The organism is Streptomyces diastaticus subsp. diastaticus (assembly GCF_011170125.1).
In the GTDB taxonomy this organism is placed as follows: domain Bacteria; phylum Actinomycetota; class Actinomycetes; order Streptomycetales; family Streptomycetaceae; genus Streptomyces; species Streptomyces diastaticus.
On record NZ_BLLN01000005.1, the window covers coordinates 2537240 to 2553604 of the forward strand.

The following is a 16365-nucleotide window of genomic DNA, read 5'->3' on the forward strand; positions in this document are numbered from 1 at the left end:
GCCGCCTGGACGCGCCGCGGCCCAACTCGGCCGTGGGCCGGTGGACCGGCGGACCGGTGGGCCGGTGGGCCGGTGGACCGGTGGACCGGTGGACCGGTGGACCGGTCCACCGGTGGGCCGTGAACCGGCCAGAGCGGCCGTAGCCGGCCCGGGCGTGCGTTCCCTTGCTCGGCCATGCCCATACAGTCCTGCCGCCCTCCACGGCAACCCCCGTGAACAAAGGGGCCGAACTTTAGCGCTCCGAACGCAAGTACCCCTGGAAAATGCCAGAACTTCCCCAAGCCTCCACCACCATGCGTAGCCTCTTGCTCACACCCCAGCCGCACCCCACGTCCGGGAGGAACCCCCGCATGCCCGGAATCGACGAGTGCCTGCTCGACATCATGAAACTCCCCGGCGCCCGCGGCGCGGCCGTCGTCGACTGGACGAGCGGCCTCGCCCTGGGCACCATCGGCGAGTCCCCGCACGACGACCACGAGGCGACCGCCGCCGAGACCGCCGAGGTCGCCCGCATGGCCGCCGAACAGCCCGCCTTCGCCCAGGACTCGGTACGTGCCGCGGCCTCCCCCGAGGGGGCCGCGGACGGGGGCGTGGAGGACGTCATCGTCACCTCCCGGGCCGGGTACCACATCCTCCGTTTCGTCGAGACCGACTTCGACAGCAGCGTCTTCGTCCACCTGTGGCTGCACCGCTCCGAGGGCAATCTGGCGCTCGCCAGGATCCGCCTCGGCGAACTGGCGGATCGGCTGGTCCTGGCATGACCTCCGCCGGCTCCTCCACCGCGGCGTTACCCCCGCTCTCCCCGATGCTCCGGCGGCTCGCCGACGAGCGGGCCACCGGGGCGCTCATGCGGGACCGGGGCACGCTCTACCTGGCGGACGGCCAGGTGGTGCACGCGGAGTCCCCGGCGACCCCGGGCATCGACGTCCTGCTGACGGCCGGCGGCACGCTGGCCAGGGCGGGCTGGTGGGAGGCGGTGGCGGCCGCCGGGGCGCGGCAGCGCGTCGCGGCGTACCTGGTGGACAGCGGTCGGGTGCCGGGGGGCGCGCTGGAACTCTGCCACCTCGGCGCCCTGTACGACGCCGCCTTCTTCGCCCTGGCCCCCACCAGCACCCCGGCCCGCTTCCGGTACGGCGTCTCGCACTGGATCGGCCCGGTGCACCCGGTCCCGGCCCGCTCGGTGGAGCGCGAGACACTGCGCCGCCGCGAACTGCTGGACCGGATCTGGCCGGACGCCGCGGTCGACACCGCGCCCCTGGCCCGCCTCACCGACGGGGCCGACCTGCCTCTGACGCCGCGCCGCCGCGCGGTCCTGGAGGCGGTCGACGGCACCCGGACGGCAGCCGCGATCGCCCTCGGACTGGGCCGCTCCGCCTTCCACACGCTGATCGACGTACGGCGGCTGGCGGCGGCGGGCGCGCTGGACGCCGTCCGGTCGTACGGCCGTCCCGAGGACGCCTCGCCCGGCGCGCACGCCGGGGCGCCCGTCCTCCCCGAGGTGACGCCCGATCCGGACATCGCCCTGCTGCGCCGGCTCCGAGACGCCCTGGAGGTCCTGTGATACGCGCGCGCCGACAGCGTGCCGAGAGGAGACAACTGATGGCCGCCGAGCGGGAAGTCCTCGACGAACTCCAGCGGCTGCGGGCCCGTGTCCCGCTGCTCTCGGGCGCCCTGGCGGCCTCGGCCGACGGCCTGGTCCTGGCCCAGGACACCGCCGGGACCGAGGCGGAGAGCCTCGCCGCCCTGACCGCCGCCGCCCTCGGCGTGGCGGTCCGCCTGACCGACGCCACCGGCCGCGGCTCCTTCCGTGAACTCCTGGTCCGCGGCGAGCAGGGCTACGTGGCGACGTACGCGGCGGGCTCCTCGGCGGTGCTGACCCTGCTCGCCGAGGACCGCATCAACGTGGGCCGCCTGCATCTGGAGGGCCGCCGCGCCGGAGCCCGGATCGGCGCCCTGGTCGACGCCGCCCTGGACCGTGCGGCCACCCCGCAGCCGCCTGCCGAGTACCCCCGCGTCCGGCCTCCGGCCCGCCCGGTCGCTCCCCCGCCGCCGCCCCCGGCGGGCGCGTCCCCCGGCACGCCCGGCAGCCTGCCCCGGCGCCCCGTATGACCCCGCCCCGTACCAGAGCCACATCCGAGCCCCCGGCCACCGCGGCCGGCGGCGCAGCACGCAAGCGATCCACCCAAGGCAAGCAACCGAGGAAGAAGAGGACTGCACCCATGGCGAACACCGAAACGTCCCTCAAGGAAGCGATGAGCGTCATCGAGGGCGCCACCGGCGTCGCCCTCGTCGACTACACGAGCGGCATGGCGCTGGGCACTCTCGGCGGCGGCAAGGACTTCAACCTGGAGGTCGCGGCGGCGGGGAACACCGACGTGGTCCGCGCCAAGCTCCGCACCATGGAGCACCTGGGGCTGAAGGAGGAGATCGAGGACATCCTCATCACCCTCGGCGGCCAGTACCACCTGATCCGCCTGCTCAAGTCCCGGGGCGGCAACGGCCTCTTCCTCTACCTGGTGCTGGACGCCGGCCGCGCCAACCTGGCGATGGCCCGCCACCAGCTCCGCCGGATCGAGTCCGAACTGGAGGTCTGAGCCCGTACGACGGGTACGCGTCGCCCGGCGCGGTCAGCGCCGCCTGCCGCCGCCCGGCGTCGCGTCCCCCGCGCGCGACCCGGTCGTCCGCAACCGGGTGGCCTTCGCGCCCAGCGGATCGCCCCCGCCCCGGCCGAGCGCGTCGGCGGTGGTCCACAGCAGGGCGTCGTGGGACTCCTCCACCCGTCCCGTCCTGCGGGCCCGCAGCCACAGCCCCGTCCCCCAGCCGGCCAGCAGCATGCCGCCGGCCGCGGGCAGGGCGAAGGCGCTGCCGAGGGCGGCGGCGAAGGCGAGCGCGAGCCACCAGGCGTGGCCGCGCCGCCAGTTGCGTACCGTCACCGAGCGGGCCTGGAGGACGTCGGAGCGGGCGGCGCGTACGGCGTGCTCGGCGAGCGCGGCGGCCCGGCCGCCGCGCACCAGGGTGACGAGGGCCGCCGCCGACAGGAACAGCAGGGCGCCCGTGAGGACGCCGATGCGGCGGCCGGTCAGCCCGTCCGGGACCAGCCCGGCGCCCGCCGCGACCACTCCGAGCCACCACAGGGGTGCCGCTCCGGCCCGCTGGACCACCGCCACCCGTACCAGTCCCCGTGCTCCGCCTCTCAACTCCCGCTCCTCCTTCACGCGTCGCCCCCGGACGCCGGGGGCCGATGTGGGCCCGGAGGTTACCGGCCTTTCCTGAGACGCGGGTGAGAAACGGTCGCCTCCGCCCCTACTCGGCGAACAGCCCCCGGTCGGCGGCGCGCGCGTCGAACCGCTCCAGCCGGGCCTGCGCGTCGGGGAGCGCGTCGCACATCGCCTCCAGCAGGACCCGGCCCAGCAGCATCGGCGCGCAGGCCGTGTCGAAGGCGAGCCCGGTCCCCACCGCCCCCGGGACGAGCACGTCCGATTCCGCGGCGACCGGCGCGAAGGCCGAGTCGGCCACGGTCACCACGCGCAGCCCGCGCTCCCTGGCGTACGCCAGTGCCTCGACCACCTCGCGCGGGTGGCGGGGCAGTGCGAAGCAGAGCAGGGCGGAGGCACCGGCCAGCCGGGCGGCGTCGATCCGGTCGACCAGCATGGTGCCGCCCTCGTCGAGCAGCCGTACGTCCGGGTGGACCTTGGCGGCGAAATAGGCGAAGCCGCGTGCCTGGGCGGCGGCCGCCCGCAGTCCCAGCACCGGCAGCGGCCGCGAGCCGGCCAGCAGTCGCCCGGCCCGCTCCAGCGGGCCGGGGTCGGCGAGGAAGTCGGCGAGCCGCCGCAGGTTGGCGATCTCACCCTCGACGGCCTGCTGGTACCCGTTGGCCTCGGCGGCCGCGGCGGGCGCGGCGGGCACCCGCTCACGCAGGTCGCGCCGGAGCGCCGGGTAGCCGTCGAAGCCGAGGGCGACCGCGAACCGCGTGACGGAGGGCTGGCTGACTCCGGCCAGTTCGGCCAGCTCGACGCTGGACAGGAACGGCACCTCGTCGGCGTGGCGCACCATGCAGTGGGCGATCCTGCGCTGCGTGGGCGTCAGCCGACGGCCCTCGAAGAGCCCCTGGAGCCTGCCGGCCGGGCTGTGGGTCATCTCTCGCGTCCCCTCGGAACTCGCCGCCATTCATCCGTCTCGCACCGTGCATGACCCTATACAGAGCGGCTGGGGGCGCCCTCACCCCGGCCCCCCGGAGCTGCGAGCGGCGAGGCCGGCGGCACCGGCGGGCCCTTCGGCGCTCGTGCCGTTCGGCTCAGGGGCGTCGTGGGGCCGGGGAGGTCACCGTCAGGCGGCCGGCCTGCCGTCAGCGGCGCAGGTGCGCCACGCCGGAGCGGACGCCCCACCGGTAGGTGGCCAGGGCGGAGAGGGCCACCGCGACCGTGTCCCAGGGCGCCGGGATCAGGTTCATCCCGCCGAAGCTGCCGAGACCTGACATGACCAGCAGCCACACGAGGTAGCCGAGGAGCCACGCGCCGGTCCGCAGCTCGGCACGGAGGTCGAGGTCACGGCGGCGCAGGACGGCGAACAGGAGCACGGCGGCGAGCAACTCGGGCAGCGCGATCCGCAGGTTCTCCCAGTCCGACCAGTGCACAAGCTCCGAGGCGACCACGAAGCCCGCCGGCGCGATCCAGCCGAGGCCGCGGACCCAGCCCGCCAGCCGCTCGGGCGCGGCCTCCCGGAACGTGCCCGCCGCCACGGAGCACAGCGCGTAGGTCAGCAGGGCCAGGGTGCCGACCACGGTGATGAGGTCCCGCCACCCGCTGGAGGGCAGCAGGATGACGACGCTCAGCGCGAAGTTGAGAGCCATGGCCCTTCGCGGGACACCGGACCGCTCCGACACCCCGGCGAACCACCGGGGCAGCGCCTCGTTCTTGGCCACCGCGTACGTCTCCCGGCTGCCGGCGGCCACCGCCACGTACGTCGAGCCGCCCGGTGAGAACACCGCGTCGGCATAGACGACCGCCGCCAGCCAGCTGAGGTTGAGCAGCAGGGCGAGCTCCCCGAACGGCGAGGCGAAGGTCAGCCCGCGCCAGCCGTCCCCGAGACTCTCCGTCGGAACGGCGAAGACGAACGTCAGCTGGAGCACGATGTTCAGGAGGACCGCGAGTCCGATGGCGGTGAGAACCGCGCGCGGTATGTCCCGCCGGGGGTTCTTCGCCTCGGCGGACAGCTCGATCGGTGAGGCGAAGCCGTCGATGGCGTAGATGATCCCCGCACCGGCGATCGCGGTCAGTGACGCCGACCAGCCGTAGGGGGCGAAGCCGCCGCCGGCTGAGATGTTGCCGGGGTGGAAGCTCGACACCAGCAGCGCCACGATCGTGAGCACGGGGACGAGTACCTTGACGGCGGTGACCAGCAGGTTCAGCCGGGCGAAGAGCCTGACCCCGAACCAGTTCAGGATGACGAGGACCAGCAGGAGCCCCACGCCGGCGAACCGGCCCCGGAGCGTCAGCGCCTCGTCCTCGTACAGACCCGGCAGGTAGCGGTTGGCGTACTGCACGATGGCGGAGGCCTGGGCGGCCATGGTGCTGGCGACCGCGAGGAGCATGGTCCAGCCGATGAGAGTGCCCGCGAGGGGTCCGTTCGCGATGAACGGCCACCGCACCATGCCGCCGGCCTCGGGCCTGCCGGCGCCCAGTTCGATGAGGACCAGGGCGACCAGCGTCAGCGCGGCACCACCGATCACCCAGGAGATCACGGCCGCGGGGCCGGCCGCCTGGGCGCCGTAGAACGAGCCGAAGAGCCAGCCCGAACCGATGATGCCGCCGCACGCCACGCCTGTCAGGCTCCAGTAGCCGAGATCGCGCTTCAGGTTGGCGTCCTGCCCGGGCTCCGGCCGGGTGTCAGGGCCCGTCGCGGTGGCCGTCACGCCGCACCTCCGGGGTTCGTTGTCCCGGCGTCGGGCACGACGCATCCGCGTGCTGTCCGTTCCATGGTGTGTCTTCCCCCGTGTGCGGTGATCGGTGAGCGGCGAGCGGCGTTCCCGTGGGTACGCGCCTCCTGTCAGGCGCGGTCGGCGACAAGTCGGGCGAGCCGCGCGATGCCCACGTCGATCCGCTCGGGAGTCAGGGCGCTGAAGGACAGTCGGATCTGGTGTGATCCGCCCTCCCCCGCGTAGAAGTGGTACATGGGTGTCCAGAGCACCCCGAAACGCTCGGCGGAGCGCGTGAGCAGGACGTCGTCCGCGCGCATCGGCAGGGTGACGACGACGAACATGCCACCCTCCGGAACGTTCCACGAGACCCCGGAACCGGGCAGCGCGCCGTCCTCACCGAAGTGCTTCTCCAGGCCGGCGAGGACGGCACGCAGGTTGTCGCGGTAGACCTGGGCCTCCCGTACGGTGGCGCGTTCCACGCTGCAGTCGTTCCTCAGCAGAAAGCCGCCCACGACGGCCTGGGCGACCGTGGAGGTGTTGAGCGTGAGCATGCTCTTGAGCTTCGCGAGCTCGTCGGCGAAGAGTGCGCCGTCGGCCATCGGCTGGTCGGCGACCACGTACCCGACGCGGGCGCCCGCGAACGCCGTCTTGGCGAACGACCCGAAGTAGACCACCCGGTGCCCCACGTCCATGGATTTCAGGGTGGGCAGCCGGCCCTCGCCCCCGTGGAACATCGAGTACGGGTTGTCCTCCAGGAGCAGCACGTCCTCCCGCTCCGCGAGCTCGAGGAGTCTGCGGCGGTCGGCCTCCGGGATGCTGACACCGCCGGGGTTGGCGAAGTCGGGCACCACGTAGCAGGCGCGCGGCCGCAGGCCGTCGGCCCGCGCACGGCGGATCTGCTCCGCCAGGTCGGCGAGGTCGATGCCGCCCGGCCCTTCGGCGACCGGCCGCACCTGCGCATCGACGAGCCGGGTCGCGCCGAGGAATCCGACATACGTGGGATACGCGGCGAGGACGACGTCGCGCTCGTCGCGGCACAGCGCCCGCAGGACCAGGACCATGGCCTCCTGGCACCCGGTGGTCACGAGCACCGATTCGGGGTCGACCGTCATCCGCTCGTCACTGGCGAGATGCCGGGCGATCAGGTGGTGGATGAACCCCTTGGTGCGGCCGTACTGGAAGAAGGTCCGGCGTACGTCCTCCGGCCCCAGTCCGAGATCGTCCACCAGGTGCCGCTCGAAGGCGGTCAGGTGGTCCCCGAGCGCGGCGACCTCGTAGAAGCCCTCGTACGGGCGGCCCGCGGCGAACGAGACGGCGTCCGGGTGGCGTCCGGCGATGTCGTTGAGCAGGGTCATCGCCGTCAGGCACGGGTCGCTCACCGAGGCGTGCAGTTCGGCGGCGTCCAGCCGGACACCGCCGGGCGCCGGCGCACGTGGTACCGGCGCGGTGTCGAGATGCTCGGAAACACTGGTCATGCGGGGTCCTGTTCTCGCCGCCCGGCCCGCCGGCGCGGAGGCGGATGGGACGGCTCGGTCACGGTGCTGGGAGCCGGGCCGGTGGACTCGGGCGACGGGTTCAGTCGGGCAGCGCTTCGGCCCGCAGTTCCAACAGACGCCAGGGCTCCCGGAGGTCCTCCTGGACCTGGCCCATGTCCTCCCCCACGGCCACGACATGGCCGTAGCGGGTGAAGAACGCGGCCGGCGGCAGGTCGAGTTCGTCCCCGGGGTCAGCGGTGATGCCGGTCTCGTGGACCGTGGGCCCGAAGCGGTCCGTGTGGGTGACGACCTCCACGGTGCGGCAGCGGCCCTCGGGCAGCAGGAACCTGACGGCCGCCGCCTTGCGGTGGACCGGAGTGAGGTCGGCCCTGCGGCCGGCTGCGGCGTGCGCCGCCGCGACCGTGGGGTCGACGCCTGTGGCGAGCAGGCCGAGGTAGGGGATGAGGTCCCCTCCGAGCCGTGCGTTGACCTCCACCAGGCGCGGGCCGCGAGGGGTCAGCTTGAACTCGGAGTGGGTCGCACCATGGGTGAGGCCGAGGGCGCGGTGGATGTCGCGGAGCTGGCGGAGCAGTTCCTCGTCCTCGAAGAGCGGGTCGCGCGCGTCGACGTCGTGGCCCGTCTCCTCGAAGTACGGTTCGAGGCCGAGCCGCTTGTGGGCGATGACGGTCGGAGTGACCTCCCCGTCGTGGATGACGGCGTCGACGCTGATCTCCGGCCCGGTCAGATACTCCTCGACCAGCACGTTCGCGGGGTAGCGCGGCAGGTCCATGAAGTCGGCGCCGTCGGCGGCGGCGAAGGCGGCCGCGATGTCGGCGGCGTCGTCCGCGCGGACGACGCCGAAACTGGCGGCCATGCCACGCGCCTTGACGATGACCGGGTAGCCGATCCTCTCCGCCGCGCCGAGTGCCTCCTCGGCGGTGGTGACGACGACGGAGGCGGGCTGGGGCACCCCGGCCGCGGCGAGGGTGGCACGCGTGGCCGCCTTGTCACGGCAGTTGGTGATGGCCTCGGGCGGGCTGCCCGGCAGACCGAGGTCCTGCGCGAGGCGCGCGCAGGACACGACCTGCGTCTCGTCGTAGGTGAAGACGCCGACGACCCGCAGGGACTCACCGACGGCCAGGGCCGCCTCGCGCACGGCGTCCGCGTCGCGGGTGTCGACGCGAGTGGCGCCCGCGCAGTACCGCAGCTGCCACGTCGCCTCGTGCGAGTCCAGGAGCCACAACCGGTAGTGCTGGGAGACCGCGGCCAGGATGTACTCGCGATAGGGGCGGTACCCGCTGCCCACGAGCAGCAGGACGGGCGCCTCCCGCGCGTCGGTGTACGGGCTGTGAACGGCCAGGTCGGTCATGAGATTCCTTCGGTCTGTACGGAGACGAGCCGTGCGCGCAGACCGGCGCACGCCGTGCGGCGAACGCGGGACGCGGCGGCTGACGAAAGGCCCGGACGACTCCGAGGAAAAGCCGCCCCATTCGCGGATCAATCCGCTGGGCCCAAGGGTCCGAGAGGTGAATACCGCAACCGGAAGGGATTTTCACCCGTCTTGATTCTTGCTGGATCCCCGAACGCCTGTCAACAGGTTTCCGGACCGTCTGGAATTCCGGACCGACACCACTCGTCCGCCGCCCGAAACTGCCGGTTCTGCGCGGACAATCGGGGATTGCACACCATTCCACGACATGGCCGCGCGCACGACCGGGACGCTAAAATACTTCACATGAATCCCCGCACACAGAACAATCCGGAGAATTTCCGGAGCACCTCATTCCCCTTTACGGAAAAGATCTCCGTCTGGCTACCGACTCCGGAATCCGAGGCGCTCATGGGCGGGCTGCCGACGGGGTTCCGGGCCGAGGTGTGGACCGGAGAGGCCGAATTTCCGGCGTCGGCGGACACCGTGGAGGTGATCATCCCGCCCTACGGCGTCGGTGCCGACCTTCTGTCCCGGTTCGCCGAGCTGCCCCGGCTCCGGCTGCTGCAGCTGGAGTCCGCCGGCGTGGAGTGGATCAGGCCGTACGTTCCGGAAGGCGTCGTGCTGTGCAACGCCAAGGGCGCGTACGACCGGGCGGTCACGGAGTGGGTCACCGGCGTCGTCCTGGCCCATCTGCTGCGACTGCCGCGCTTCGAGCAGGCCCGCCGCGATGAGCGCTGGGACTACACACACACCGACTCCCTGGAGGGCAAGCGTGTGCTGCTCGTCGGGTACGGCTCCCTCGGCTCGGCCCTGGCCCCGGTGCTGGCCGGCTTCGGCGCCGAGGTCGCAGCCGTGGCCCGGCGGGCCCGCCCGGGCGTGCACGGCGTGGACGAGCTGCCCGGACTGCTGCCCGAGGCGGACATCGTGGTCCTGCTGCTGCCGTTGACCGAGGCCACCACCGGCCTCGTCGACGCCACGTTCCTGAGCCGCATCCGGGACGGCGGCTTGCTGGTGAACGCCGGCCGTGGCCGCCTCGTCGACACCGACGCGCTGGTCGCCGAGTTGCGCGGGGGCCGGCTGTACGCGGCACTCGACGTGACCGCCCCGGAGCCGCTGCCGGCGGGGCACCCCTTGTGGTCGGCCCCCGGACTCATCCTGACCCCGCACACCGCCGGGTCGAACACCTCGCCGCCGGCGAGGGCCATGGCTCTGGCCAAGGCCCAACTGGCGCGCTACGCCGCCGGCGAGCCGCTGGCCAACGTGGTCGGAGAAGCGGGCTACTGACCGCCCCTCGGGGGCGCCGGCCCCCCGAACGGGCGGCCGGCGCCCCCGAGGACTCACAGCCAGCCGGAACGGACCAGCGCCTGGAACTGCCCCTCGACGGGTTCGGGCGGTACACCCGCCGGCCGGTTCCCGATCTCGCCCGCGCGGACCCGGTCGAGGAGCCTGCGGGTCGCGTCCACGATCTCCGGAGCCGCCCTGCGCAGCTCGGCGGCGTCGGCCGGACCGGCCGTGTCGGCGGGGAGACCGGCCGTCTTCAGCAAACCGCCGAGGTCGGCGAGGCGGTCGCCCAGCCAGCCCATCGGGTCGGCGGACAGCTCGCGGACGAAGACCCGGTCGCCCGGGTCCCAGCCCGTGAAGACCGGGTGGTGGTGGGTCCGGTCGAAGCTCCCGGGCCTGCCGTCGACCGACTCCAGGAAGTCGGCGCGCCACACCGGCTGGTCCACGGTGATCGGGTAGGCGGCGTAGACGGAGTCCACGAGTGCGCCCTGCTCGACCAGTCTCAGCTCGAGCCGGACCCCGTGCTCGGCGCTCTCCTGTCCCTTGAGTGGTTCGGGATCGACGAAGTACAGATCCCCCACCACTATGCCGACCTTGTCGAAGGCGAACATGTAGAGCATGTCGTTCCTCTCGCAGCGTACGTCGTGACCGAAGGCGGGGCAGGTCCTAGGCCGCCTTCTCCGATTCGGTTCCCACAGGCGCCCGGAAGCTGCGCACGCCCGCCCAGATCAGGACCGCCAGGACCGAGGTGATCAGGGCCGGGGCGAACCGCAGTACCTGCTCCGGCAGCGTCACGGACCAGCCCAGCAGCAGGGAGGACAGGGCGGCGCCGCCCAGGATGAACGCCCGCATGACGGCGTTGACCCGGCCGGACACCTCATCGGGTATCGCCCGGAAGCGGTACTCGTTCGTGGTGACGTTCATGCCTCCTTCCCCGGCCATCAGACAGCAGAAGCCGAGGACCACCACTTCTTCCCAGGGGGCCAGGAGGCCGACGGAGGAGACCGCGCACACCAGGAACCAGAGCCGGATGCGGCGTTCCGCCGAGGCGTTGTGCCAGAGCCTGCCGCCCAGCCACGAACCGAGGGCGCTGCCGGCGGCCCCGGCTGCGAGGACCGCGCCCGCCAGGCCGCTGGACCAGCCCCAGGTTCCGGCGGCGACGACCAGGATGATGGTCGGTACGGCGCCCGCGCCGAGGTTGTACACCGAGAGCACCAGGGTGAGCCGCGGCACTCCGCGGATCTTCCGGAAGCTGCGGAAGCCCTCGACCTGCATGCGGAGGAAGCCGCGTTCGACGACCGGCTTCTCACCGCGCGGCAGGAAGGCCGCGATGACCGCCGTGACCAGGAACGTCGCGGCGTCGATCCACAGCGCCCCGTACCCTCCGACCACGGCGAGCACCAGTCCGGCGACGGCCGGCCCGGCCGTGCGGGCCAGTTCCGTCACGGCACCGAACCTGCTGTACGCCTCGGTGAGCCTGTTCTCCGGCGCGAGCATGGGGAGCAGACTGAAGTCGCTGGTCAGGTTGGAGGTCACGGTGCCGCAGCCGGCGACCAACAGCACCACGAGGACGAGCTCGACCTGGTCCGCCATGAGCAGCAGCGGGGTCAGCGCGATGAGCACGCCTTGGACCAGTTCCGAGACCATGAAGACCATGCGGCGTTCGTAGCCGTCGATCAGGGTGCCCAGCAGGGGCGAGGCGACGAACGGCAGGTACTGCACGCCCAGGCTGAGCGCGGCCATCAGGGCGGATCCCGTACTGGCCAGGATGGTCCACGGCATCGCCAGGTGCAGGAAGGTGTTGCCCATCTCGGAGACCGACGCCGCGGAAGTCAGTAGCCAGAACTTGCCCCACGTCTTCTGCGCGGCCGGCCGCCCCGGCGGGTGCGACACGGCCGAGTCCGCGCCTGACCCGTCAGTTTCCGCACTGTCCATGCTCTGTCTCCTCGCTCCGTCCATCACTGCGGTGAGCACGCCCGCGCCCACGGGCGTGCTCACCAGGGGGTCAGCTCACGCGAGCGGCGATCGTCCGGGCGCAGTCCAGGGACTCGGTGCGGCTGGTGTCGACCTCGACGTCGTAGGTGACGCCCTTGTGCACGATCTCCGCCTGGGAGACGGCCATGCCGATGACCCGGTCACCGCGGGCCAGTTCTCGGCCGGCCGCGATCTCGGCGTCGCAGCGCACGCCGACCCAGAGCACCTCAAGACCCTCCAGCTGGGCCCGCAGGCGGTCCTGGGAGGCCGCCCCGCTGAGAAACACGTCGTCGATGATGATCCGGGCTCCGGCACGCGCCATGGCCGCGACGCCCTTCGTCCACGCCTCCTCCATCTCTCGGAAGCCGTCGCCGAGGTGGACCTCGCCCTGCTGTCCGAACTCGACGCCGGAGCCGGCCTCGACCAGGGACGGCGGCAGCCGGTCGATCAGGTCGTCGACGCCGAGGTTGATCCACGGGTGAGGGAGGATCGCCTTCAGGCAGCGGGTGATCCCCGTCTTGCCGGAGCTGGATCCACCGTTCAGGACAATGACTTGAGTGCTCACTTGATCGACTCGCCTTCGAGGGTGATGCGTTCCATTTTGCGGGTGTGCGGCCAGTAGTCGGAGACGGCGTAATGCTGGCTGGCAAGGTTGTCCCAGATCGCCACGTCGCCCTCTTCCCACGAGAAGCGGCACTGGAATTCCGGGCGCCACGCCAAAAGGTGCACCATATCCAGAATCCGCTTGCTCTCCGCCTCGTCGACTCCTTAGACGCGGACGCCCGAAACCTTGTTGGAGAAGAGGGACTTCTCGCCGGTGAAGGGATGCGTGAGGACCAGGGGGTGGGATTGCGCCGGGTACTTCTCCCGCATACGGGCCAGTGTTTCGTCGTTTCCGTCGAAGGCGGGGAAGTAGATCTGCATCCAGTCGTGGACGACGCGCAGACCGTCAAGCTGCTCCTTGACCTCGGAGCTGAGTGAGGCGTACGCCGCCGCCATGTTCGCCCAGCAGGTGTCGCCACCGCGCGGCGGGATCTGCACGGCGCGCAGGAGCGAGCCGAAGGTCGGCACCTCGCGCCAGTTGAGGTCGCTGTGCCAGGCGTTGAGGTTCCCCGTGTGCTCCTCGTCGTGGTAGATGCCGGTGATCTCCGGATACTCGTGGTACGGCTGGAACGGTGAGATGCCGTGCACCACGGGCTCGTCCTCGGAGATGAAGGGGTGCACCTCGGTCCGGCCGATCCGCTTCGCGACCTGCATGAAGGTGTGCCGGTCCAGGTGCTGGCTCTTGAAGAACACCACCTTGTGCTGCAACAGCAGCTCGGTGACGAAGTCGCGGAGCCCCGGGTCCGCCGGGTCGAGCCGGTAGTCGTCCACGACGACTCCGATGTGCGTGCCGAGCCTCGTACGAGCCACTAGTCGCCTGCCTTCGTCTCGAGTGTGTACGTGCTGATGATCCGCGCCATGTCCCGCTCCACCGCGAGCGTGGAATCCCCGCGGACGAGGAACCCTCCAGCGGTCGCCCAGATGAGCCCCTCGGAGTCGAGGACGTCACCCACCGACGGGGTGTTGACGCCCACCACGGAGCCGGGGAGTTCGTCGAGCCCGCGGACGGCGACGACCCGGACGGCACCGCTGACGGCCGGCATGTACAACCATCCCGAGGCGCCCACGTCCCGGTGGTCCAGCATGGTCGTGGGCGTGGCCACTTCGGACGGCCGGCCCAGGCAGGCCAGAACCGACTCGCGGGCCAGGTCGACGCCGTAGACCTGGCGCTGGTGCCAACTGATGCCGGCCCCGCCGAAGCGGTTGCCGATCTCCAGGAAGACCAGCTCGTCGCCGGGGGTGTGGAACAGCTCCATGTGGTACGTGCTGTCCGTGAGTCCGAGGGCTTCCAGCACCGTCCCGGTGACGTCTCGCATCCTGCGCACGAGTCCGGGGCTGTCGGGGGTCACCGCCCCCAGGGGAGCGGTGCCGTGCCGGAAGTCGAAGCAGGTGTCGAGATAGCGGGAGGCGCAGAACCAGCGCATCTCGCCGTCCCGGACCACACCGTCGATGTGGTAGATGGAGCCGTCGACGAACTCCTCGGCCTCGTACCCCTCCTCGATGCCGCCGGCGTCGGCCAGGGCCAGGAGTTCCGCGGCGCCGTCCAGAATGCGCACGCCGATGCTGGCGCCCTGGCTCCGCGGCTTGAGCACCACCCGGCCGGGCAGTCCGCGGGCGAACTCGCTCAGTTCGGCGCGCGGGGTGTCCGGGCCCACGGCGAGGAACCTCGGCACCCGGATGCCGGTGCCCGACAAGGCCTCCTTCATCGGCACCTTGTCCCGGCACAGGAGCGCCGTCTTCGCGCCGGTGCCCGGCACCCCGAAGTGCTCGCGCAGCCGGGCCGCCGGCAGCGTGGTGTGCTCGTAGAGGCCGACGATCGCCGCAGGCGGACCGAACTGCGCGACCAGGTCCTCCACGAGCTCGCGCATCCGGTCCACGGCGCGGTCGTACGTGTCCAGGTCGTCCGAATCGGGCAGGTCGAGGACCTCGATGCGGGCGAACCTCGCGGCCAGGGCGGCGGGCAGCCGCGCGGCGCTCGCCCTGGGCATCACGACGGTCACGTGGTCGGCCTCGAAGTCCACGGTGTGCGCCTCGGAGGCGTGGAACCCGATGTGGACGACGTGCGGCTTGCCCGCGTTCACGGGCGAATCGCGATCGTCTCGTGCAGGAACAGCCGCTTCGCGGTGCCGCCCCGCTCCCCGACATGGGCGACCAGTCTGTCGCTGTCGATCATCGCCGGATGCTTCTCGTCGTACTCGACGCACATGACCGCGCCGAGCCACGGCTCCTGGCCCATCGCGTACACGTAGACGGAGTCGGCGCCGAGCGCGTCGACGATCTCCGCCGCCTGCGCGAAGTTGCTGCCCTTCAACCGCCGGCCCGCGTCGATCCGGCGTTCCAGTTTCTCCGGGAAGAGCGGGCCGTAGAGCCAGCTGACCGCCGCCCCCACGCTCTCCATCCCGATGAACACCGTGTGCACCTGGCCGAGCGCGGCCGTCACCTGCGGGTACAGCTCCGGCGAGACGTTGGTGGAGTCGGCGGCGAACAGCACCCGGGTCCCGTCCAGGTCCAGCATCCAGCCGCACTTGGTACGGATCCGGATGTCCCCGTGCTCCCCGAGGAACGGCACCGCGGTGATGCTGCCGCCGGGGGTGTCGAGCGTGTCCAGGTCATCGAGTTCGACGATGTCCCGGAAGCCGAGACCCGTCAGGATCCGTTTGAGATCGGGATCGACGAGGCTGGAGTTGGCGGACTTGGCGATGACGACGCGCCCCACACGGTGACGGATCTTGATGAGCGTCTCCAGGAGCATGTGGTCCTGGTGGTTGTGCGTGATCATCACGTAGTCGATGCGCTCGGGCAGGTCGTCGAAGGTGAACCTGCCGTCGCTCTCGTGCCCGTAGCCGCTGTAGCTGATCACCGGGTCCACCAGGAAGGTGGTCCCCCGGTGCCGGACGAACACGCAGGCGTGGCCCACGTATTCGAGGACGTCCTCGCCGGGCTCCGCGTGCCCCGGGCTGTCCGCGGGCTCCGGGTCCTCTGCGAAGAAGCCCTTGAAGGCGGCAGCGCGTTCCCCGTCGAGGCCAAGGCCGTCGATCACCCGGCGCAGCTCCTCCTCGGTGAGTCCGCCGCGGAAGACCGTGTCGAGGAGTTCCGATTCCAGCGGCACCGTGACCAGCACCTGCTCGGGGGTGTAGGCGAGGACCGGGGTGGTCAGGGCGAACTGGCGCGCGTCCTGGTGGACCTCGGAGAACCTGACCTGCTGGAGAGCGGTGTCGAAGTAGGGGGAGGCGTAGAGGAACGGCTCGATGAACCGGTAGTCCGGCGTGCGGTTGTCCCGGTTGTAGAACAACTCCACACGGCCGGCCAGCGGCGCGGGCAGTCGCCGGTACACCTGGTCCAGTGAGGCGCCGGTCTGCTCCGGAAGGATCTTCTGCTCCAGCTCGTCGATGGCGTCGGCGAGTTCGAGGAGCGGGGCGTACTGCTCGCGGGCGGTGTCGTACCACTTGCGGATCCGGTCGTAGGAGCCGTCCTGCTCGTACACGAACGGGCCGCCGAGGAAGCGGGCGTTCCGCAGTGCCGTGCGGTGGGTCTGAGGGTCGGCAAGGTAGGACTCGACGATGTTTCGGTAGTGGTTCTTGAGGTACTTCGCCAGCGTCTGAGGAGGGAGCAGGTACGACCAGGCGTACCATCCCGCGACGGCCGGCTCCGCGATGACGTTCTTCTTGAGAGACAGGGTCACA

15 protein-coding genes and 1 pseudogene are annotated in these 16365 nt (G+C 71.7%); 5 read left to right on the forward strand and 11 right to left on the reverse strand.

Annotated elements, in window-relative coordinates; genetic code table 11:
• Positions 1–350 precede the first annotated feature (350 nt).
• From Sdia_RS28200 to Sdia_RS28215, 4 genes are all read left to right on the forward strand, one after another.
• Complete coding sequence (locus tag Sdia_RS28200) at positions 351–761, forward strand: hypothetical protein (RefSeq protein WP_100456656.1); 411 nt, start codon at positions 351–353, stop codon at positions 759–761.
• Positions 758–1561, forward strand: a complete 804-nt coding sequence (locus Sdia_RS28205; protein ID WP_100456658.1) for a hypothetical protein — start codon at positions 758–760, stop codon at positions 1559–1561. The genes Sdia_RS28200 and Sdia_RS28205 overlap by 4 nt, the downstream gene beginning before the upstream one ends.
• 38 nt (positions 1562–1599) lie before the next feature.
• On the forward strand, positions 1600–2109 hold the full coding sequence (locus tag Sdia_RS28210; RefSeq protein WP_100456660.1) for a roadblock/LC7 domain-containing protein: 510 nt from the start codon (positions 1600–1602) through the stop codon (positions 2107–2109).
• A 110-nt stretch (positions 2110–2219) separates the two neighbouring features.
• On the forward strand, positions 2220–2594 hold the full coding sequence (locus Sdia_RS28215; protein ID WP_100456662.1) for a hypothetical protein: 375 nt from the start codon (positions 2220–2222) through the stop codon (positions 2592–2594).
• Between the two features lie 33 nt (positions 2595–2627).
• On the opposite strand, the gene Sdia_RS28220 is transcribed toward Sdia_RS28215, so the two are convergent.
• The 5 genes from Sdia_RS28220 to Sdia_RS28240 all read right to left on the reverse strand — a co-directional run bounded on the left by Sdia_RS28220 (position 2628) and on the right by Sdia_RS28240 (position 8761).
• Entirely contained in the window at positions 2628–3167 is a 540-nt protein-coding gene (locus Sdia_RS28220) for a hypothetical protein (protein ID WP_189500553.1), read from the reverse strand.
• Positions 3168–3303: 136 nt separating this feature from the next.
• Positions 3304–4137 (reverse strand): MurR/RpiR family transcriptional regulator, encoded by an 834-nt coding sequence (locus Sdia_RS28225; protein ID WP_100456666.1) that lies wholly within the window; start codon positions 4135–4137, stop codon positions 3304–3306.
• A 208-nt stretch (positions 4138–4345) separates the two neighbouring features.
• Positions 4346–5911: an APC family permease gene (locus Sdia_RS28230; RefSeq protein WP_229831611.1), complete on the reverse strand. Its 1566-nt coding sequence runs from the start codon at positions 5909–5911 to the stop codon at positions 4346–4348.
• A gap of 134 nt (positions 5912–6045) precedes the next feature.
• Positions 6046–7392 (reverse strand): aminotransferase-like domain-containing protein, encoded by a 1347-nt coding sequence (locus tag Sdia_RS28235; protein WP_189401213.1) that lies wholly within the window; start codon positions 7390–7392, stop codon positions 6046–6048.
• 100 nt (positions 7393–7492) lie between these two features.
• Complete coding sequence (locus Sdia_RS28240) at positions 7493–8761, reverse strand: ATP-grasp domain-containing protein (RefSeq protein ID WP_100456672.1); 1269 nt, start codon at positions 8759–8761, stop codon at positions 7493–7495.
• Positions 8762–9313: 552 nt separating this feature from the next.
• Between Sdia_RS28240 and Sdia_RS28245 the strand changes: the two genes are divergently transcribed.
• Positions 9314–10108 carry an NAD(P)-dependent oxidoreductase gene (locus tag Sdia_RS28245; protein ID WP_202854059.1) on the forward strand — a complete coding sequence of 265 codons (795 nt, stop codon included), beginning with the start codon at positions 9314–9316 and terminating at the stop codon, positions 10106–10108.
• A 53-nt stretch (positions 10109–10161) separates the two neighbouring features.
• On the opposite strand, the gene Sdia_RS28250 is transcribed toward Sdia_RS28245, so the two are convergent.
• From Sdia_RS28250 to Sdia_RS28280, 6 genes and pseudogenes are all read right to left on the reverse strand, one after another.
• Complete coding sequence (locus tag Sdia_RS28250) at positions 10162–10725, reverse strand: hypothetical protein (protein ID WP_206432843.1); 564 nt, start codon at positions 10723–10725, stop codon at positions 10162–10164.
• Positions 10726–10771: 46 nt separating this feature from the next.
• A complete protein-coding gene (locus tag Sdia_RS28255; RefSeq protein WP_189500545.1) occupies positions 10772–11998 on the reverse strand; it encodes an MFS transporter in 1227 nt (408 codons plus the stop codon).
• Between the two features lie 112 nt (positions 11999–12110).
• Positions 12111–12644, reverse strand: coding sequence for a chloramphenicol phosphotransferase CPT (gene cpt / locus Sdia_RS28260; protein ID WP_100456678.1), 534 nt, complete (start codon positions 12642–12644; stop codon positions 12111–12113).
• A pseudogene (locus Sdia_RS28270) lies at positions 12641–13492 on the reverse strand (TauD/TfdA dioxygenase family protein). The gene cpt and the pseudogene Sdia_RS28270 overlap by 4 nt, the downstream one beginning before the upstream one ends.
• Positions 13492–14763, reverse strand: a complete 1272-nt coding sequence (locus Sdia_RS28275; protein WP_124287621.1) for an ATP-grasp domain-containing protein — start codon at positions 14761–14763, stop codon at positions 13492–13494. The pseudogene Sdia_RS28270 and the gene Sdia_RS28275 overlap by 1 nt, the downstream one beginning before the upstream one ends.
• Positions 14760–16364: an MBL fold metallo-hydrolase gene (locus Sdia_RS28280; RefSeq protein ID WP_189500542.1), complete on the reverse strand. Its 1605-nt coding sequence runs from the start codon at positions 16362–16364 to the stop codon at positions 14760–14762. The genes Sdia_RS28275 and Sdia_RS28280 overlap by 4 nt, the downstream gene beginning before the upstream one ends.
• Between the last annotated feature and the right edge of the window lies 1 nt (position 16365).